Genomic DNA, 20,262 nt, shown 5'->3' with positions numbered 1-20,262 from the left:
GAACGACTTCTTCTAGACCGCATTGTTAATGAAGATTATGTCAAATTAGGAAATGACCTCGCATATGTAAGGTGGTAAAGCTGTTTGTGCCACTCCACCGCGTTGCCGTACATGGAGATCGCTGCCTGACAACTAAATGTTCGGTTGTCTTGACCTTTAAAATAAAGCAACACTTTTACTCAGTACTCTATCCTTGTCATTGCGACAAGGTTACGACAACATTATCGAAGCTGATTGGCTGGTTAGAAACATCCAACGCGATCAAGCCGGAGCTGAGCGTGTCATCCACCACAGTGAATTGGAGTTCACCGTCAAAATACACCTCGATCACGTTGTTAGTAAAATTCATGGCGATCGTGTGCTGTGTGCCGACACCGAAATTGATTCCTGATGCGTTCGCCAGCTGCTCCAATCCCGGACTGTCCACGTGCCATTGAGTTGTCCTCCAGAGGATAATACGACCGTCGGCCGGATAGAGCCAGAGCGCATATCCTGCACCGGTGGCTGGATCGATACGCCCGCGGATTCCACCCGGATAATTGCTCAGCGAATCAAGCTGAAAATCGACCTGCAAGGTATAATTCTGCCAGGCGGCATCCCCGGTATACGATTGCGTATGTCCGCTGCCGTCAAAACTGTAGCTGCCTGAAACGACGCTCCAGCCTGCTTCATTTCCAAGTGGGGAAATAGTCCAGCCGAGTGCATCTCCATCAGAGAAATTGTCACTGAACAGGATATTGCCTGTGCCAGTTGTGTAGGAGAAGCCACCTGCCAGGGTTGCGGAACCGGCCGATGTCGTTACCACTAGATCGGCGCTGCCCTCGGTGCCTGTCGGTGTTACTGCGTTGATGGTGGCTGAATCGACAACAACAATGCTGCCGGCAAGGGTGCCTCCGACCGTAACCGTTGAGTCGGAGAGAAAACTGCTGCCGGTTATCACTATGTCCGTGCCTCCTTCGACCGGGCCGGAGGAGGGGCTGACGTCAAGGATTTCGGGTGGAGCAGGGGTGGTGGCCACGGTAACCGGCACCAGCACGGATACCGTGCCGTTGGCAACGGTAACCGAGGTTTCGCCATCCGCGACAGCGGTGAGCAGGCCGTCGCTGGTGGTTGTGACCACGTCCGTGTTGGCGGAGGTGTAACCGGTCTCCGGATCGCTGGTCAGGGACTGCGTGGAACCGTCGGAAAAGAGGCCGGTAACCTCCAGTTGCTGGGTCTGGCCTATCGTGGAGAGATTGACCGGGCTGGGTGACACCTGCAGCTCGGTGGGCTCAGGCGTACTTGTGTAGGAGAAGCCACCTGCCAGGGTGGCCGAGCCGGCCGAGGTCGTCACCACTAGATCGGCGCTGCCCTCGGTACCCGGAGGTGTAACACCGTTGATGGTGGCTGAATCGACAACAACAATGCTGCCGGCAAGGGTGCCTCCGACCGTGACTGTTGAATCGGAGAGAAAACTGCTGCCGGTTATCACTATGTCCGTGCCTCCTTCGACCGGGCCGGAGGAGGGGCTGACGTCAAGGATTTCGGGTGGAGCAGGGGTGGTGGTTACGGTCACCGGTACCAGCACGGATACCGTGCCGTTGGCAACGGTAACCGAGGTATCGCCATCTGCGACAGCGGTCAGCAGGCCGGTGCTGGTGGTGGTGACCACGTCCGTGTTGGCGGAGGTGTAACCGGTCTCCGGATCGCTGGTCAGGGATTGCGTGGAGCCGTCGGAAAAGAGGCCGGTAACTTCCAGTTGCTGGGTCTGGCCTATCGTGGAGAGATTGACCGGGCTGGGTGACACCTGCAGCTCGGTGAGCTCAGTCGTACTTGTGTACGAGAAGCCGCCTGCCAGGGTGGCCGAGCCGGCCGAGGTCGTTACCACTAGATCGGCGCTGCCCTCGGTACCCGGAGGTGTAACACCGTTGATGGTGTTTGAATCGACAACAACAATGCTGCCGGCAAGTACGTCTCCGATCGTGACTGTTGAATCGGAGAGAAAACTGCTGCCGGATATCACTATGTCCGTGCCACCTTCGACCGGGCCGGAGGAGGGGTTGACGTCAAGGATTTCGGGTGGAGCAGGGGTGGTGGTTACGGTCACCGGCACCAGCACGGATAAGGTGCCGTTGGCAACGGTAACCGAGGTATCGCCATCTGCGACAGCGGTCAGCAGGCCGGTGCTGGTCGTGGTAACCACGTTAATGTTGCCTGAGCTGTAGCTTGTTTCGGGATCGCTGGTCAGGGATTGCGTGGAGCCATCGGAAAAGAGGCCGGTAACTTCCAGTTGCTGGGTCTGGCCTATCGTGGATAGAGTCACCGAGTTGGGTGACACCTGCAACTCGGTGAGCTCAGGCGTACTTGTGTACGAGAAGCCGCCTGCCAGGGTGGCCGAGCCGGCCGAAGTCGTTACCACTATATCGGCACTGCCCTCGGTACCCGGAGGTGTAACACCGTTGATGGTGTTTGAATCGACAACAACAATGCTGCCGGCAAGTACGTCTCCGATCGTGACTGTTGAATCGGAGAGAAAACTGGTGCCGGATATCACTATGTCCGTGCCACCTTCGACCGGGCCGGAGGAGGGGTTGATGTCAAGGATTTCGGGTGGAGCAGGGGTGGTGGCTACGGTCACCGGCACCAGCACGGATAAGGTGCCGTTGGCAACGGTAACCGAGGTATCGCCATCTGCGACAGCGGTCAGCAGGCCGGTGCTGGTCGTGGTAACCACGTTAATGTTGCCTGAGCTGTAGCTTGTTTCGGGATCGCTGGTCAGGGATTGCGTGGAGCCATCGGAAAAGAGGCCGGTAACTTCCAGTTGCTGGGTCTGGCCTATCGTGGATAGAGTCACCGAGTTGGGTGACACCTGCAACTCGGTGAGCTCAGGCGTACTTGTGTACGAGAAGCCGCCTGCCAGGGTGGCCGAGCCGGCCGAAGTCGTTACCACTATATCGGCACTGCCCTCGGTACCCGGAGGTGTAACACCGTTGATGGTGTTTGAATCGACAACAACAATGCTGCCGGCAAGTACGTCTCCGATCGTGACTGTTGAATCGGAGAGAAAACTGGTGCCGGATATCACTATGTCCGTGCCACCTTCGACCGGGCCGGAGGAGGGGTTGATGTCAAGGATTTCGGGTGGAGCAGGGGTGGTGGCTACGGTCACCGGCACCAGCACGGATAAGGTGCCGTTGGCAACGGTAACCGAGGTATCGCCATCTGCGACAGCGGTCAGCAGGCCGGTGCTGGTCGTGGTAACCACGTTAATGTTGCCTGAGCTGTAGCTTGTTTCGGGATCGCTGGTCAGGGATTGCGTGGAGCCATCGGAAAAGAGGCCGGTAACTTCCAGTTGCTGGGTCTGGCCTATCGTGGATAGAGTCACCGAGTTGGGTGACACCTGCAACTCGGTGAGCTCAGGCGTACTTGTGTACGAGAAGCCGCCTGCCAGGGTGGCCGAGCCGGCCGAAGTCGTTACCACTATATCGGCACTGCCCTCGGTACCCGGAGGTGTAACACCGTTGATGGTGTTTGAATCGACAACAACAATGCTGCCGGCAAGTACGTCTCCGATCGTGACTGTTGAATCGGAGAGAAAACTGGTGCCGGATATCACTATGTCCGTGCCACCTTCGACCGGGCCGGAGGAGGGGTTGATGTCAAGGATTTCGGGTGGAGCAGGGGTGGTGGCTACGGTCACCGGCACCAGCACGGATAAGGTGCCGTTGGCAACGGTAACCGAGGTATCGCCATCTGCGACAGCGGTCAGCAGGCCGGTGCTGGTCGTGGTAACCACGTTAATGTTGCCTGAGCTGTAGCTTGTTTCGGGATCGCTGGTCAGGGATTGCGTGGAGCCATCGGAAAAGAGGCCGGTAACTTCCAGTTGCTGGGTCTGGCCTATCGTGGATAGAGTCACCGAGTTGGGTGACACCTGCAACTCGGTGAGCTCAGGCGTACTTGTGTACGAGAAGCCGCCTGCCAGGGTGGCCGAGCCGGCCGAAGTCGTTACCACTATATCGGCACTGCCCTCGGTACCCGGAGGTGTAACACCGTTGATGGTGTTTGAATCGACAACAACAATGCTGCCGGCAAGGGTGCCTCCGACCGTGACTGTTGAATCGGAGAGAAAACTGGTGCCGGATATCACTATGTCCGTGCCACCTTCGACCGGGCCGGAGGAGGGGCTGATGTCAAGGATTTCGGGTGGAGCAGGGGTGGTGGCTACGGTAACCGGCACCAGCACGGATAAGGTGCCGTTGGCAACGGTAACCGAGGTATCGCCATCCGCGACAGCTGTGAGCAGGCCTGTGCTGTTGCTTGTGATCACGTCCGTGTTGCCGGAGGAGTAGCTGGTCTCCGGATCGCTGGTCAGATCGGTGGTGCTCCCGTCGCTATACTGTCCGGTCACCTGGAGTTGGGCTGTCTCGAGGAGCTGGCTGAATGTAACTGAGTCTGGAGTTATTGAAATTCCTGTCAACGTCGGCGACCCACCTGAGCCGATTGCTTTGACGACGATATCATCGAAATCAATCGCCTGATTTGATACATCCAGGGCAAGCAGGCCGCCAGCGTAGCTTGCATCGGTGACGGTGATGATGGTATCGCCATCATATGAGACCGTGATCTGATCCCCCTCGAAGGCCATACTCAGCAGATGAAACTGCGTGGTATCGAAGCTGACCCCTGAAGCTACGCCCAATCTGGTTAGGCCGGAACTGTCAATGTTCCAGCCGGTGGTTTTCCAAAGGATGATTTGCTTTCTGGTCGGATAGAGCCAGACAGCATAAGAGGTGCCGGTGTCCGGATCGACCCGGCCTCGGATACCACCTGGGTAGTTTTTCAAGATGGTTAGCTTGAATTTAACGTCCAGGACATAGTCGGTCCAGGTAGGATCACCGCTGTAGGATTGGGTGTGACCGGATCCATCATAATGGTATACACCATCAATGACGCTCCAACCTGCTTCGTTCCCAAGTGGGGATATCGTCCAGCCGAGATCATCTCCGTCTGAAAAATCGTCGCTGAACAGGATACCGCCTGTGCCGGTGGTGTAGGAAAAACCATCTGTCAGGGTCGCGGAACCGGCTGATGTGGTTACCACTATATCGGCGCTCCCCTCGATACCTGGCGGTGTAACAGCGTTGATGGTGTTTGAATCGACAACAACGATATCGCCGGCTAGGGTGCCTCCGATCGTAGCCGTCGAGTCGGACAAGAAGCCGTTACCGGTTATGACAATGTTCGTGCCACCTTCGATCGGGCCGGAGTTGGGAGTGACGCCAAGGATTTCAGGTGGAGTTGGGGAGGTGTTCACGGTAACCGGTACCAGCACGGATACCGTGCCGTTGGCAACGGTAACCGAAGTATCGCCATCTGCGATAGCGGTCAGCAGGCCAGTGCTGGTGGTGGTAACCACGTTGGTGCCGCCGGAGGTGTAACTGGTATCCGGATCGCTGGTCAGGGGCTGGGTTGAGCCATCGGAGAAGAGGCCGGTAACCTCCAGTTGCTGGGTTTGACCTATCGTGGAGAGATTCACCGAGCTGGGAGACACTTGCAGCTCGGTGAGTTGTGGCGTACCTGTATAAGCGAAGCCGCCTGCCAGGGTTGCAGAACCGGCCGATGTTGTCACGATTATATCGGCGCTTCCCTCAATACCTGGCGGTGTAACAGCGTTGATGGTGTTTGAATCGACGATAACAATATCACTGGCAAGTGCACCTCCAATCGTAACCGTTGAGTCGGAGAGAAAATTGCTGCCAGTTAGCACAATGTTCGTGCCACCTTCGACCGGGCCGGAGGTGGGAGTGACGCCAAGGATTTCGGGTGGAGCAGGGATTGTGGCTACTGTCACCGGTACCAGAGTGGATACCGTGCCGTTGGCAACGGTAACAGAGGTATCGCCATCAGCGATAGCGGTCAGCAGGCCGGTGCTGGTGGTGGTAACCACGTTGGTGTTACCGGAGCTGTAACTGGTGTCCGGGTCGCTGGTCAGGTCGGTGGTGCTCCCATCGCTATACTGTCCGGTCACCTGGAGTTGGGCCGTTTCGAGGAGTTGGCTGAATGTAACTGAGGCCGGCGTGACTGAAAGCCCTGTCAACGTGGGTGACCCGCCCGAGCTGATGGTGTTGACGACGATATCATCGAAATCTATTGCCTGATTTGACACATCCAGGGCAATCAGGCCGTTGGCGTAGCTTGCGTCCGTGGCGGTGATGATGGGTGCGCCATCATATGAAACCGTAATCTGATCTCCTTCGAAACTCATACTGAGCAGATGAAACTGCGTGGTATCGAAAGTAATTCCCGAAGCCACGCCCAATTGGCTCACGCCGGCACTATCAATGTTCCAGCCGGTGGTTTTCCAGAGAACAATCTTGCCGCTCCCGGGGTAGAGCCAGACAGCGTAGGCGGCGCCGGTGTCTGGGTTGACTCGGCCGCGGATGCCACCCGGATAGTCGCTCAAGGTGCTTAACCGGAATTTAACGTCCAGGACGTAGTCGCCCCAGTTTGCATCCCCGCTGTAGGATTGCGTGTGACCGGATCCGTCATAATGGTAAACACCATCGATGACGCTCCAGCCATCCGCTCCCCCGAGGGGCGAGATCGTCCAGCCGTCGGCGTTGCCATCGTTGAAGTCATCAGAGGCGAGCAGACTGCCTGGGGATATATACTGGAAGCCGTCCGAGTAGGTCGTGCTGCCGACTGAGTTACTTACAGAGACATCAACAAAGCCAGCTGTGCCGTCAGGAGTGATGACATCCAGCCGAGTGGCACCAACATATGTGACGGATAATGCCGGGGTAGTGCCAAATTGTACCGTGCTGCCCGGTTCGAATCCCTGTCCGGTGATGGTTACTGTTGTCCCGCCTTCTTCCGAACCGGAATTCGGGCTCAATGAGGTAATGACCGGTGCGCCGATATAGAAAAAGCCGTTTTGGAGCAGGGCGGTTCCTGCAGTGCTGAGCACGGCGACATCTGCCGGGCCTGTCGACCCGGCCGGTGTTGTCGCGGTAATGGTGTTGGAATCGATGACGGTAACGGCCGTGGCGGAGTTGCCACCAATCAGTACTCCGGTGATATTCAATTCACCATCTGCGAGGAAGTTGGTCCCGCTGATGGTGATTTGGGTGCCGCCATCTATCGTGCCTTGATTGGGGGTTACATCCGATATTGTGGGAGGATTGGTAGGGGTGATCGGAATTGTCAGAGTTTGACCTTCGCTGAATGCGGGTATGGTGATAGAGGTGCCCTGGGAGTTCTGGTCTGGGAAAACCAGAACCTCGGTATCTACCGGAGTCCCACCAGCCGTCGCAGTCGTGCCGCTAAAGGAACAGGTTAGCATGTTGTTATCTGAGGTGACTGATTCCAGCATCGAGTTGTTCCGGGCATAAATGTAATCTCCCATCTCGTCCATGAACACGTGTCGGACACCATTTTGGCTCAACCAGCTGGAAACCTGTTGGATAACCTGGCGGCGATCCTCAACTGAAGAATATTGATAGTTACTACCGTCATGGGTGTAGACTTGAAAAGGGGCAAGAGATGACCAGAAGCGCCACGTTGCACGGGTATGCATGCCAACACTCTCAGCCGCGGTCATGTTGTCAGAAGCATAGGCGTCGGGCCAGGATATGTCAGGACGATTGTAGAGGGAGTAGTCATGAAACTGGGTCGTGAACAGATAAAAGGTCTGTGCCGGGAAACCTGCTCGGCTGTTGATGATCAGATCGTCAGCGAAGAAAAATGAAAAATCCTCATCCGCTGTGGTTTTGGGTGGCCTTTCATAAATCCAGAATGGACGTGGGCTCAAGCGTTCGGAACCGCCGTACAGATCCGGGTCGTACCATGGATTCTGAAAGCCTGGTCTGAGAATGGCAGTAATGTACCTGAACCCCAGAGTATGCCAGGCGTCATAGCCGATATTATCGCTTATATCCCAGAAGTGGCCCACCATTGATCGGGATAACGAGGGGATCGGTTGGACTGAGCTGTCCCCTTCTTCCCAGGTAATAAAATCCGAAAGGTTGGCAACCCACTGAGAATCGGTGAGTTCTCCGTTGCTTCCATTCCAGAAAAAGTCCCCGTATTCAACGTGGTTTAAGGAGTGGGGAGAGATTTCCAGTAAACCAGCTTCTATGTCAGCGATTACCGAATTGCGTTCATCTCCACGGAGCATGTATGACATGATGTAGCCGGTTGGCTTCCAGGGACCACCGATGCCGGTAGAGTCGACTGGGCCTGTGAGCGTGGTGTTATACATGTCCTTAACGCGATAGCCCCAGTCGGCTTTCTGATCATCCATCTGAATGGCCCACATCCGGGGGTAACCACGTAGAATAAATGGTTTCCTGGCGGCCCATACCAAGCTTCGCCAGAACAGATCGTCGATGCCCATCAGAAAGCCGAAACGATCCGCCTTCAGGTACTCAAGGGTCCCAAATTGAACCGCACGTCCCTGACCGTAGCTCGTTGCTGTAATCAGTGGAGCTGCGCCGAGATAGGCGATTACGGTGCCTGTTGACCCAGCCAGGACTGTCGCGGAAGATTCCTGAATCAGTCCACTTTCGTCCTCATGAAAATTGTAAATGAAATCCCCCGACGGATCGCCGAGAAATTTACGCTGTAATCCGGCTATGAAGTGTGGTTCCGAGCCATCCGGTGTGATAGAAAAAGGGACTGTAATGGTAGAAGCGGGATTGTCGGGAAAAGAATCATAGCTCCCGAAAATTTGCTGAATATGGGATGCCAAGCCGATGTTCTCGTTCCAGTCGAGATTCACCAGACCCGAACCGGCGAATACCGCCGAGACAATACCTTCTCTCCACGCAGAGGACAACAGGACATCCTTATGACCGACGAGGATCAACTGGCGCTCTGCCAGATCAGCAGGAGGCTCCTGTGCCGATACGTCGAAGATTTCATACGGAACCTGTAGATGCTCCAGGTACCTTTCCGGATATCTTTGAAATTCACCAGGGGTTGAAGGAATTTCGTTATAGCCGGCGATATTGCCGGAATCAATCAGGACCGCAACAGTCAGAATGCGGGCATTCGCCATCTTTATTGCAGTAAAGCCGAGAAGTGAAACCAAAAGACAAGCTATCAGGAGGGTGATTCCAAGACAATGCCTGAGCCTGTCTCTATCATGGATCATGCTTGCTTTGCTCACCTGTACCAAGGTGTCACCCCGCAGGATACAGCACTTGGAAAATAGGTGTATGATATTCATCTGCATCTCCTTTAACTCCTGGATGGGCACTACTTATGCGCGGCAATGGGATTATGCACAAATGAGAGCGGCGACTACGTTGTAATCCTAATAAAAACCGTACCTAACTAGTGTCTGTGAATGTAAATAATGCTTCATTACCAGGGGCTTCATCTGATTTTAGCACATATCGCATTGGTCTCATAGCCGGTTAGGCAGGTACCACAAAAAAAGACTCGGAGTGCTTTTTGTGCTATTTTGACTGTGCGATAGAACAAAACAACATCAAGGAGATCCGAGTTATGGCACATTACGCTACGGTTCTCGATCAGATCGTTTTATTAGTCCAGAGACATGATTTTGAAAAACGTGCTCAAAAAATTTCATCGTGACCGGAGCTTCAGCTCCTTCAATGGGGAAGGACGTTTTTTTGTGATGGCAATAGCTCAACTCACATCCAGGAAAAGCGCATGTGCCATCTGGGGATGAAATTGATTAGCAGGGCGGCACTGACACGTGTAGATGCGAGCAACCATACCAAAGGTAACAGGAGAGGCTTTATAATCATCTCAGGAAATTCCAGGTGATTGCACGTAAGCTCAGCTTCAAGTTGAAAGGCCAGAGGTACCTACTCTATGCAACGACAATAAACTTTTGCCCATCAGCGTTTACCTGGGCGAAGTATCACAAAACAAAGGGCTCGTTTCCGAATCTGGGGAGTTAGCTGAAGTTACTTCACCTTGCAATCGTGAATGCCCAGCCTGGATATTTCACGAAATGTTTGAGTGAATGACATTTGACTCAATTGTATCGGTTACTTAGGTCAAACAATAACTCTATTTCTCAGGGTACAGTTTGCCCCCCTGGTCAGAGTCTGACGTTTCACCCTTCGGGCGTGTCTGTCAGACTCCTGAAATATCCGGGCAGGAGATTGGGCACAGGTCCTTTCTCAATTGGCTATTTTCTTTGAGGGGGGACTTGATAATGATTTAGGGATTTGACTATGTGGGCAATTTAGGTAGGAGTATGGAGTTAGTCAGGGGTACGGTGATTACCTGACATAGCCTGGAGATTACATAATGTAACTTCACCTCAATAGCTATTCGAAAATCCTTTTAATGTCAGGTAATCAGGTTTCGTCCTAACAGCGACCCGTTTCGCTGAAAACCAGCATCCCCGGCGAGTGCTAGTGAGGCCCATTCTCGACGTTGGCTTTCGGCGGAACTCACTGACGGGCTAGAAACATGAACATTGTGGAAGATGAAACAGAATTATGAACACTACCTCCTGCATTGTCTCTGATCGTGGTTTCACCAAGTACAATTGGCACGATCGTCTCGATAAACGTAAAGTGTACTTTTCGCCGAATCATCCCTGTTGACCCGGAAACTGAAAGCATCCGAGGGCGTGGCGGTTTACAAAGAACGGTGGAAAATCGAACTATTCTTCAAGTGCTTCAAATAAGATATCGAAGTGACAACATTTCTTGAATCATCCCAAAATTCAGTGATTACACAGCGTGGTGTGGCCTGTGTGTTTATCTGATGCTGCCGTGCTTTAAGTTTATGATGAAATTTTGGGGGGGATCACAATCGGACTTACTCCGATCGTTACAATTCAATATCGTCGAAAAGCGAGCACTGCCAAACAATCTATAACAGGTTTTCGATATGGGGGAATAGATCCTGCAAAAAACCGAGCAACACTGTTTCGGCCTCGGTTTCCCTGCCTGGTGTATAGTTGGTCGAAATCCTGATCAGTGACCCTCTGGTGTCGTTCCCAGTCATTTTGTTGGCGGCAATATTAAGACGCATCATGAGATAGCTGCTACCGATGAATCGGTTCGCTTTAAAAAAATAATAGACCAGTGTTTTCCCATTACTGCTGGTAGAAATTATTCTGGCAATATCAAAGGTGATGGGCTCGCTGTTTGATTGCAGTGTCACAGCCTTGGTGGTCTTTTCAAGTTCCACGCCTCTTCCACCCAGGCAGGACTCGGGTCTATGGAAATCTACCTTTGTGTCGTGGTAATGGACAATGGAGAGGAAGGCATTTTGCCCGCTGTCGCTATTGAATGAACGGTGGATAATGGACCTGGTTTCGAGAATATCATAAACCTTTTCCTCTAAAGGATAGTCTCTCCCCTGCCATTCGCCGATTTGTGAAGGGATTTGCCTCAGGATGGCGAATCCTGTTTCATCATCATGCTTGGCGGTGTACTGGAGGGCATTGACCACGGCGGAGGTCGATATCAACAGGAGAATAGCTGCAATGTATCGGAATGTAATACTTGTCATTCGAGCACCTTGGCAGAGGTCAGAAGAAGAACAAAGCCTATCACGAATACCAGTATTCCCGTTCCGGTGTGGATAATGGTGTCGGGTGCTGCAGCCTCTAACCCCAAGTAGTGCGAGGCCTGAACAAGCAGAGGCACCCGGGTGAAATTTGAGAAGAGTGCAATGGGAATAGTAAGCAAAAAGAGCAGCCATTTGCGGCCTGTTGGGATGGGGGCGACGTAGGCAAAGATTGAACCGAGAGCCATGAAGGAGATAAGCGAACGTAAGCCGGAGCATGGATTGTCTACCAGGAGATGGCCGGCCGGAATGTAAATATTGAATCCTTCATGATAGACAGGTACCCCAAGCAGACTCGTCACCCACACGCCTGCCTTTGCGGCCATCATTTTCAGCGGGAATGCTATAAAGCTGATAACAGTCATTGGGAGCGGGAACATGAAGATCAGAAAAAGCAGGGGGAACCAGATAACTTTCGTTCGTTGGTTGCCGAAGAGAAAAAGGGATAGACCAATAGTCAGGAAAAAAATTGAAAAGCCGGAGATCGAAAAAATGTAGAGGACAGTACCAAGGATATGCAGGAGCAGGGCGAACAGTATCAACAGCAATCCAAGCATGCTGAATTGTTGTGTGTACAGTTGAAGCTGCTGCCGTTTCTGATAGATAAAATAGAGCGAAATGAGTGGCACGAGAAAGCCGTGGGAGTAATAGCTGTCCGCTGCCGTGTAACGGTCATACATCCACAGCAGCGTTATCTTGTACAGGAAGATGATGAGCAGGCAGACTATGGTCAGACCCAGGATGTGGCCGAATGGAGATCTCTTGAATCGAGTTGTCTTAAGTTCCATAAGTTCTATAAGTTTCATAACTTCGATAAGTTCCATAAACGACGTAAGTTCCATGTTATACATTAGTGTCACATTATACAACTATTTTTTGCTAGGATATTCAGTGTATTGTGTCCGTATATGAAACGTTGATATCGTCAGCGACTCAGGGAGACTGACATGACAGGTGAAAAATCCGAATTCGATTTCAACCGTCTCCCCGAAGAATTACAGAAGGGCAAAGGGAGCATTTTAACCCCATTAATCAAGTAGCTTGTAGGGACCGCACTTGAGACTGAGCTGGATTCACATTTCACTCAGAAAGTCACAGATAACCGGAAAAATAATAAATACCAAAGGACCATAAAGTAGTTCAGTGGTAGTTTTTCTCAGTAGCCGGTAAAGAAGCGGCAAACCTCCATTAGCGATAACCTGGAAGCAACGTGGGGCGGTAAATACCCTTGGTCACCACATCGTGGCGCAAGAACTGGAAGGGGCTGAATGAATATTTCAAGTATCCTGAAAAGGTACGTCGAATCATCTACACTGCGAATACCATTAAGGCAGTGCATCGCCAGTTTCGCAAGCTACCAAAACCAAGGGTGCGTTTCCGAGTAAGGATAGTCTGCTGCAGTTATTGTATCTTGGAGCCCAAATTGCTCAGAAGAAGTGGGCTATGGCCATAAGAAACTGGACCCTGGCCCTTTCTCAATTGGCTATTTTCTTCGAGGGCCAGCTTAATAATGAATTAACCCGATTATTTCATGAAATGTTTGAGCAGATCACATGTAATTCCATTGAGTCGGTCGCTTGGATTTAACAATAACTCTATTTCTCAGGGTGCAGTTTGTACCCGTGATCAGAGTCTGGCGTTTCACCCTTCGGGCGTATCTGACAGACTCATATGCGGCGTTATAAAAGGCTTGCGGTAAATTGCTACAGCTTCACCCTTGATGCCTAGCACATGAAGCCGCCAAACTCGTGAAATATCCGGGTTAGGGTCTTGAAGGTGTGGGCAAGTTAGGTGTGGGGGTAGAGTTAGCTACTCCTTTCGCCGAAAGCAAGCAGCTCCGACGAGCGCTAGTGAAAGACCCATTTTCGAAGTAGGCTTTCTGCTCCGCTCACGGGCAGGATAGATACCGTACCATTGTGGAAGATGAAACAGAATTCTGGACACTATCCTTTTTGCGATAGCACAAAATCACGGCAAGTAAGAAACCTATGCTTACGATTACATCTCACAAAGTTTTTCAACTTCGCTTTTGCACCTTTCAGGTTGACATAATGTCGGAACTGATAGGATGCTTTCGCTTCTTTTACTCGTGGCTGTTCGGGATCGATCTCCCAGGGATGCATGTAAAAAGTGTAACAGCCGCTCTTGCGCAGGATGTGCTTTACCCCGACCTGGTGTACAAGTCCCGGCAGCAATCTGAAATATCCACCACCACCCCAGGGAATCAGCTTTCGGCCGATGCGCAGATTGCTCACCGGGATTTCGTGAAATGAAGAAGAAATGGAGTAGAGCGGAGGATCGGGGCTCCTGGTTTTGGGCAAAGTGCAGGAACCATAACGACCATGGCCCTCATATGAATTATAGCTGGAGTCATAAAGATAGCCGGCATCACGAACCAGACTGAGGGCCTCGTCCGAAATAGAGAAACTCGGGGCACGATATCCTGAGACTGCATGGCCAACAATGTCTTCAAGTAGTTTTTTGCTGGTAATCAGGTCCTGTCGTAATTCGTCTTCTGTCAGCTCATAACAGAGTTGGTGGGCATAGCCATGGGAAGCCACTTCATGCCCTCGGCTATGGATTTCCCGTACCAGGTCGGGGCGGCGTTCGGCAACCCAGCCCAAGATGAAAAAGGTGGCCTGTACCGGTGTCTGGAAGTCGTCCAGCAGATTCAGCAACTCATGGGTGTTTCTCCCCACTCGAAGCTCTTGACTGGGCCAGGAGGAATAATCGATATACGATTTAAAATTCTCCACTTGAAACCAGTCTTCAACGTCGAAGGTAAGAAGTATATTTTTCCCCGTAAAAGAGACTGGTCCCATAAGTCTATCCAAGATAATGAATGGTGTTAATTCTGGGCCATTACTTTTGTCTTTCTGCCCGTGTGGCCTCTATCTGAGGGACCGCCCACTGCAACCACTCTTTTTGCTTGCCGGACAGTTCGTGCGCACGGCGCTCGATAAAGGCGGACAGGTCTTGCAGGTTGTTAAAACTGGCCTTATACAGTCCTCCGGCATAGGTGCCGTGTCCCTGCAGGGAATACGTACCCTCTTTATCCAGTGCCAAGGTCAGATCGTGGTGATGATAGAGCACCATATCGTTGGTGATGGAAACGGTTCCCTCTCTGACTTTTTTTATGTAATCGTAGGTATAAAATCCCAGTCCAAGGGCAAAGACAAGGGCCACGGCCGCAATCGACCGGGTCATTATGCTGCTGGCTTGCGGTGAGAACAGGTCTTTGATGCCGAAAGGTATGCGTTTGGAGATTTCCCTGTCGATTTCGGAGTGACGTGCCAGCTCGGGTTTCACCGCCATATTGGTGTAATGCTCGAGGTTGCTTATGGTTTCCTGATCGGATGGATCGGTCATGGCTACCTTCAGGATGTTGTTATCCTGGAAGGAAAGTGGCAACACTCCGAACTGGCGACACAGGTAACGGGGTAAAACTTTTTTTACTTCGGGCGAGTAACTCTGGTCGATATCACAAATTGTGGTGCCCAGCTGACCTGCGAGCGTCTCCGCCAGCTGGTCGTCTGATATGGCTTTCATCCGAACAAGGATATGCCCAAGCCTGCGGTTCCCTCCGGCCTGCAGGCGCAGAGCTTCATCGACAACGTCTTTAGACACCATCTTCTGTTGAATAAGGAGTTCGCCAAGTCGCTGTTTCTCTGCCATAACACTACCTCCAGGTAAGAAATGGGAGTTATAATATTATCTGTGAAAAAAATAAGCACGACTCGTGGGGGGGCAACGCCACCTTCGCGCCATGTGTAACCTTTCCTCGCCCACACGTTAACCCACCGAAGTCATGAATGATTAAATGCACCCTCCGCAACACTCCTCATCGCTTCACTCCAATTCAAACCTTGTTTCGTAACAGTTTCACTCAGTTCTAAGTACTGCAGTTAGGTCTTGTGTTTTCCCTTGTATCTACCCGAGTCAAGCCATTCCTTCTGCTTATCAGAAAAGCCGTCCTTTTGGTTCTTTATAAACGAGCTGATGACAGGAATTCGGTTAAACGATACCTTGTATTAGGCTCTGGAATATGCCCATTTGTCCCGAAGTACAATTTTTCTCTCTCTTCAAAAGTCACCATAAGGTCATGATTCTGATAGAGGGTGGAGTCGGTGGAATCCCTTATGATACCGTATTTGAGCTGATTTATATACTGAAAGGTGTGAATCGCTACCCGGGCCGCTGCGTAGCGGTGAAAGGGGTACCCGTATGAAGTCCCGAACCTGTTTGAGAATCAATCGTCCGGCAAAATTCTGTGCCCCCTCCACCACACGCAAAAAAAATTTAATGAAGATTTTCCATAGAAAGGGATGTGATTTCAAGTCGATTACGGTCTTCTTTTTATTGATCACTTGTGTGTACAGATAGTTAGGATGACTCTGGTAAATATGTAGTCGTACAGTATCGATATCGTGTAAAGTTTTGACATTGCATTCTAAATATGGTCAAATCTAACAATTCCTTTGATCTTAATTTCAAGCTGCTACCATACTGGTTCCATACTACCACCAGAGGGGGAAACATGAACAGCCTTCGCACAATACTTGTAATGCTGATATGTGTCGTGTTTGTAGTTGGAGTATCATTCGTGGCCCATGCTGCACAGTCGACCACAGATATTATGGCATCCAATGAATTAAAGGAAAAGGCTCGAAAGACAGTGCTGGGGAAAGATGCGGGGAAATCTTCAGATACATCGGGATACATTATTGGTGCTGGTGACTTCCTGGAGGTGGAGCTCTATGGAGAAGGGAGTATGGCGGTATCCGCACCAACCCCGTCTGCAGGAACGCTGGGAATCGAGCCGTCTCCGGACATGGTGCGGGCAGGTGGCGCCGGGGTGCAGGTTCGTATTGATGGCCGGGTATCTCTCAAACACATCGGTGAGGTTGAGGTCGTCGGGATGACCCTCACCCAAATGGCGGATTATCTAAAAATACTATACAAAACAGTTTATGAAGACCCCATTGTGACTGTGGTGCTGAATAAGAGCAACAGCAAGAGATATACGGTTATGGGTAAGGTGCTCAGCCCTGGTGTCTATTATATAGATTACCCGATTAATTTGGTGCAGACTATCGCGCGCTCCGGCGGTTTTACCGAGTGGGCCAACTCTAAGATGACGGTGGTTCGGGAGAACACCGAAAAGCAAACCCGGTTGTTTGAAGGTAATACCTTGAAATTTGACTATGATGAATTCCTCAAAGGGAAAGACCTGAAGAGAAACATTCAGGTTGAGCCGGATGATATTATCATAGTTCACTAACGAACTGCTTCGACAATACTAAAGAGCACTGAACATGAATGCACGGATACTGTCTGGGATGGCTGTGTTTTGTTGTTTGATGATAGTCGGTGAGGCACAAGCAAGGGTTACCACCCTCTCCGGAGGAGTTTCTCTCGGTTATACTGATTATGAAAGAGATTATGATATCGAACGCCCCTCCTCGAGTAGCGATGACTATTCGAGGATTATTCTCTCACCCTTCATTTTGATAGCTACTGAAAGCGCCCGGGATACTCTTTCCTTTAGTTATAGTCCAACGTTTCGCTTCGATCTGGACGATAGCGATGACAACGACGTAGATAACCGGCTCATTCTGGACTATGAACGACAGCTGACGGAGCGGTGGGAGTTTACAGCAGCTAACGATTTCTTGCAGGCTGAGGATGCCAACTCCTATGCACCGGTACTCGACCCGGATACAGATTCGATCATATCGGGGACCCCAGGTGAAGACCTTGCCTCAGGAGAGAGTATAAGTGATGATCAGGGGGTAAGAAGGTATACGCGCAACGCTTTGAGTTTTGGGACGAAATACGCCTATCAGGAAGGGAGTTATTTCGCTTTCGATTATAACTGGACTACGTTGGATAATGACGAGGATGATGAGGCATCTAACGGTTATCAGGATTACGATAAATATAGCTTTATTGCAGAGATCGCTCATCTCCTTACTGGTAACTGGTTCACATCCGCCAGCCTCGGTTATGTGATTGGTGATTTTGAAGAGGAAGAATTACCCGGAACATCCTTGGAGCTTTCAGATGATTTGGATGAGTATTTTGCTGGGGTGCGTGGGGAGTACAGGGTATCTGCTGTCGAATCATACAGTGCAGCATACAAATACAGTCGGGCCGATTATGACGCTCCATTGCAACCGGATAATGAAATTCAGGATATAACTTTTGGCTGGATCAAGGAGTTTTCACCGAAGACTGAGTTCAACATTGGGGCTGGCCCAACCTACACCAAAATAGATGGGAAAAGTGGTGACTGGTCATTAAATGCCAATGTGGGATTATCCAGGAGAATTGAGAGAGGCTCATTGAACCTGACGGCGGCGACCGGCAGCGAATTTCAAAACTTTAATAGTACTGAGCAAAGAGGAACAGTAGATTTCCAGCAGTTGCAGGCGGATGTGAGCTACATGCCTATCGAATATCTGAATCTGCGAGCGTTTTTTACCTATCGACAGGAAGATGAAGATGACGTTCCTGTAATTGATACAGACTCTGGAGGTGAGGGCCCAGTAAGTGGTTTGGTGTTGCGCTCAGTTACAACAGATCGGTATGCATTTGGATGTGGCTTTGATTATCGTCTCAGTGCTCATTATGTGTTTGATTTCAAATACGTATATAATGTGTACAATTCAGACCTGCCGGAAGATGAGTATGACAGTTACAAATTTTTTGTGTCTCTGATATATGAAAATGATTTTTTCAGATGGTGATTGATCAAAGAATGGGACGGAGGCAATATGCTGAGCAAAGGTGAGGGGTGCAAGTATACTCATCTTGATCGCCTATAGTAGTTCAGATTTGATCTGACAGTTACAAGTTGTTCCGAGGTGCCTGTCAGATCAAATTCAGTTCAATTGTGTTCCTGCCATAATATTTTGCCATCTTCAAACGTCTCAATAAGCCTGCGCCCCACTGGTTGCGATAACCTCGGTGCGGCTGGTCGTAATTGTAATGGTGAAGCCATTCAGCCAGATCGATTTGCAATGGTCCAACCGAATCATAGAGTTTTGGCTGCAAGCAGTGAGGAAGAATTTGTCGAGCACCGTACGGTAGGGGGACTCGACAAAGCCGGGCGCCCTTTATATGCTCCCCCTCAGCCCTTTCAATGGCAGGGGGCGTTTATCTTGGCTCTAACTGTTTGGGAAGATCTTAACTGTTTCAAATGAAGAAATAGGAGAGACTGTATCAGAACGGCTGATTGGGGGGGAAGCGTTAGGGGCTGTGTAGACTATATCTTATAACATATTGTAGTTGCGTATATATACTTTATGTGAGATTGATAAATATGCCATACATCCTAAACAGGTATTATTCAGTTAGAAATGTTATGTTTTTACTGGGTGAGGGATTGCTCATTCTCTTTTCTATGATGCTCATGTGCCTGGGGTTCAAGGGGTATGATCTTTTCGTTACCGATTGGCAACTTTACACAGGCCAGGCGCTGTTGGTGACAGTTGTCTTTTTGCTATGTTTGTATTTTTTTGACCTATATGAGTTGAGCAAGCACCAGAGTATGCCTGATACAGCTACCCGCCTGGCACAAGCCTTTGGGGTAGGATGTATTATCCTGGCAGGGGTATACTATGCTATACCGTTTCTTACGATCACTACCCTGATATTCTGGTCTGGGTTTGTGGCGACGGGTGCAGTGCTGTTGAGCTACAGAGCACTGTATTATTACGTTCTTCGAAAAAGGTTATTTCATAACGGAGTGGTTATCGTTGGTACTGGCAAACTGGCCGATGACATTTCCCGGGAGATTGAGCATAAACATGACTCAGAATACAAGGTGTTGGCGTTTATTGGACAAGATGAACCCCAATTTAATCCATATAAAGTCCCACTAATAGCAAGTCTCGAAGATTTGCAGAAGGCTTATCCAGGGTTAACCATCAGGCGTATAGTGGTCGCACCGGATGAGCGCAGGGGGACCATGCCTGTTCGGACCTTGCTTGCCTGGAAGCTCAGAGGAGTAGCTGTTGAGCAGGGTGTCACGTTTTATGAAAGGATCACTGGAAAGGTCCTTGCTGAGCGGATAGATCCCAGTTGGATCATTTTTGCAGATGGTTTTGTCTTGAGCGTTTGGAAGTATTTCACTAAAAGGCTGATAGATATCTTAATGGCAGCAGGTTTACTCGTCATTTTTTTTCCGGTAATGCTGATTTCCTCCATAATCATAAAGTGGGAGTCCGAGGGGCCTGTCTTTTATTTGCAGGAAAGAGTCGGTCAGAATGGGAAGCTTTTTCAAGTAATAAAGTTCAGGTCCATGTGCCAGGATGCTGAAAAAGATGGGGCGGTGTGGGCCAAGGAGAATGATGATCGGGTTACGACGTTTGGAAGGTTCATAAGAAAAGCAAGAATTGATGAATTGCCCCAACTCATCAATGTACTAAAAGGGGAAATGAGCCTGGTGGGGCCAAGGCCGGAAAGGAAGGTTTTTATCGATGACCTCGCAGAAGAGATACCATATTACTCTGTTCGGCATGTTGTCAAACCTGGTATCACCGGATGGGCTCAAGTTTGCTATCCATACGGAGCATCCAAGGAAGATGCGCTGCGTAAGTTGGAGTACGATTTATACTACATTAAAAATATCTCCATTGCTCTAGACTTTCTGGTAATTTTTCATACTGTGAAAACAGTGCTCTTCGGTAGAGGAGGGCGTTGATAGTTCCTTTTCAT

At 50.5% G+C, this 20,262-nt stretch carries 9 protein-coding genes and 1 pseudogene; 5 read left to right on the top strand and 5 right to left on the bottom strand.

All coding sequences use genetic code 11. The annotated features are described in order from the left end of the window. Positions 1-196: 196 nt before the first annotated feature. From FCL45_RS23430 to FCL45_RS23420, 3 genes are all read right to left on the bottom strand, one after another. On the bottom strand, positions 197-9,208 hold the full coding sequence (locus FCL45_RS23430; RefSeq protein WP_176360089.1) for an IPT/TIG domain-containing protein: 9,012 nt from the start codon (positions 9,206-9,208) through the stop codon (positions 197-199). Positions 9,209-10,839: 1,631 nt separating this feature from the next. Beyond that, a complete protein-coding gene (locus FCL45_RS23425) occupies positions 10,840-11,484 on the bottom strand; it encodes an exosortase C-terminal domain/associated protein EpsI (RefSeq protein ID WP_136795761.1) in 645 nt (214 codons plus the stop codon). Next, the gene (locus FCL45_RS23420; protein ID WP_136795760.1) at positions 11,481-12,392 is read right to left on the bottom strand and encodes an exosortase/archaeosortase family protein; all 912 of its coding nucleotides are present in this window, start codon (positions 12,390-12,392) and stop codon (positions 11,481-11,483) included. The genes FCL45_RS23425 and FCL45_RS23420 overlap by 4 nt, the downstream gene beginning before the upstream one ends. Before the next feature lie 342 nt (positions 12,393-12,734). On the opposite strand from FCL45_RS23420, the pseudogene FCL45_RS24755 reads away from it, so the two are divergent. Then, positions 12,735-13,059, top strand: a pseudogene (locus tag FCL45_RS24755) (transposase); the annotation flags it as partial. A gap of 425 nt (positions 13,060-13,484) precedes the next feature. Here FCL45_RS24755 and FCL45_RS23415 read toward each other — a convergent pair. Together FCL45_RS23415 and FCL45_RS23410 are read right to left on the bottom strand one after the other, a co-directional pair. Continuing rightward, positions 13,485-14,363, bottom strand: coding sequence for an XrtA system polysaccharide deacetylase (locus tag FCL45_RS23415; protein ID WP_136795759.1), 879 nt, complete (start codon positions 14,361-14,363; stop codon positions 13,485-13,487). Positions 14,364-14,403: 40 nt separating this feature from the next. Then, complete coding sequence (locus FCL45_RS23410; protein WP_136795758.1) at positions 14,404-15,216, bottom strand: cyclic di-GMP-binding domain-containing protein, MshE-related; 813 nt, start codon at positions 15,214-15,216, stop codon at positions 14,404-14,406. A 427-nt stretch (positions 15,217-15,643) separates the two neighbouring features. Between FCL45_RS23410 and FCL45_RS24980 the strand changes: the two genes are divergently transcribed. The 4 genes from FCL45_RS24980 (at position 15,644) to FCL45_RS23395 (ending at position 20,248) form a co-directional block, all read left to right on the top strand. Continuing rightward, positions 15,644-15,769: a hypothetical protein gene (locus tag FCL45_RS24980; protein WP_267313998.1), complete on the top strand. Its 126-nt coding sequence runs from the start codon at positions 15,644-15,646 to the stop codon at positions 15,767-15,769. Positions 15,770-16,078: 309 nt separating this feature from the next. Further along, positions 16,079-16,822: a polysaccharide biosynthesis/export family protein gene (locus FCL45_RS23405; RefSeq protein WP_167495648.1), complete on the top strand. Its 744-nt coding sequence runs from the start codon at positions 16,079-16,081 to the stop codon at positions 16,820-16,822. A 58-nt stretch (positions 16,823-16,880) separates the two neighbouring features. Beyond that, positions 16,881-18,290, top strand: a complete 1,410-nt coding sequence (locus FCL45_RS23400; protein ID WP_176360088.1) for a hypothetical protein — start codon at positions 16,881-16,883, stop codon at positions 18,288-18,290. A gap of 575 nt (positions 18,291-18,865) precedes the next feature. Beyond that, a complete protein-coding gene (locus FCL45_RS23395) occupies positions 18,866-20,248 on the top strand; it encodes a TIGR03013 family XrtA/PEP-CTERM system glycosyltransferase (protein ID WP_136795755.1) in 1,383 nt (460 codons plus the stop codon). Positions 20,249-20,262: the final 14 nt, after the last annotated feature.

It is taken from the genome of Desulfosediminicola ganghwensis, from assembly GCF_005116675.2.
GTDB classification, from domain to species: domain Bacteria; phylum Desulfobacterota; class Desulfobulbia; order Desulfobulbales; family Desulfocapsaceae; genus Desulfopila; species Desulfopila ganghwensis.
This window is presented reverse-complemented; position numbering and strand designations above follow the sequence as displayed.

Coding starts and splice junctions, on each gene's coding strand:
- FCL45_RS23410 (WP_136795758.1), bottom strand. CDS start 15,216: ATGGCAGAGAAACAGCGACTTGGCGAACTCCTTATTCAACAGAAGATG.
- FCL45_RS23415 (WP_136795759.1), bottom strand. CDS start 14,363: ATGGGACCAGTCTCTTTTACGGGGAAAAATATACTTCTTACCTTCGAC.
- FCL45_RS24980 (WP_267313998.1), top strand. CDS start 15,644: ATGATTCTGATAGAGGGTGGAGTCGGTGGAATCCCTTATGATACCGTA.
- FCL45_RS23420 (WP_136795760.1), bottom strand. CDS start 12,392: ATGTATAACATGGAACTTACGTCGTTTATGGAACTTATCGAAGTTATG.
- FCL45_RS23405 (WP_167495648.1), top strand. CDS start 16,079: ATGAACAGCCTTCGCACAATACTTGTAATGCTGATATGTGTCGTGTTT.
- FCL45_RS23430 (WP_176360089.1), bottom strand. CDS start 9,208: ATGAATATCATACACCTATTTTCCAAGTGCTGTATCCTGCGGGGTGAC.
- FCL45_RS23400 (WP_176360088.1), top strand. CDS start 16,881: ATGGCTGTGTTTTGTTGTTTGATGATAGTCGGTGAGGCACAAGCAAGG.
- FCL45_RS23395 (WP_136795755.1), top strand. CDS start 18,866: ATGCCATACATCCTAAACAGGTATTATTCAGTTAGAAATGTTATGTTT.
- FCL45_RS23425 (WP_136795761.1), bottom strand. CDS start 11,484: ATGACAAGTATTACATTCCGATACATTGCAGCTATTCTCCTGTTGATA.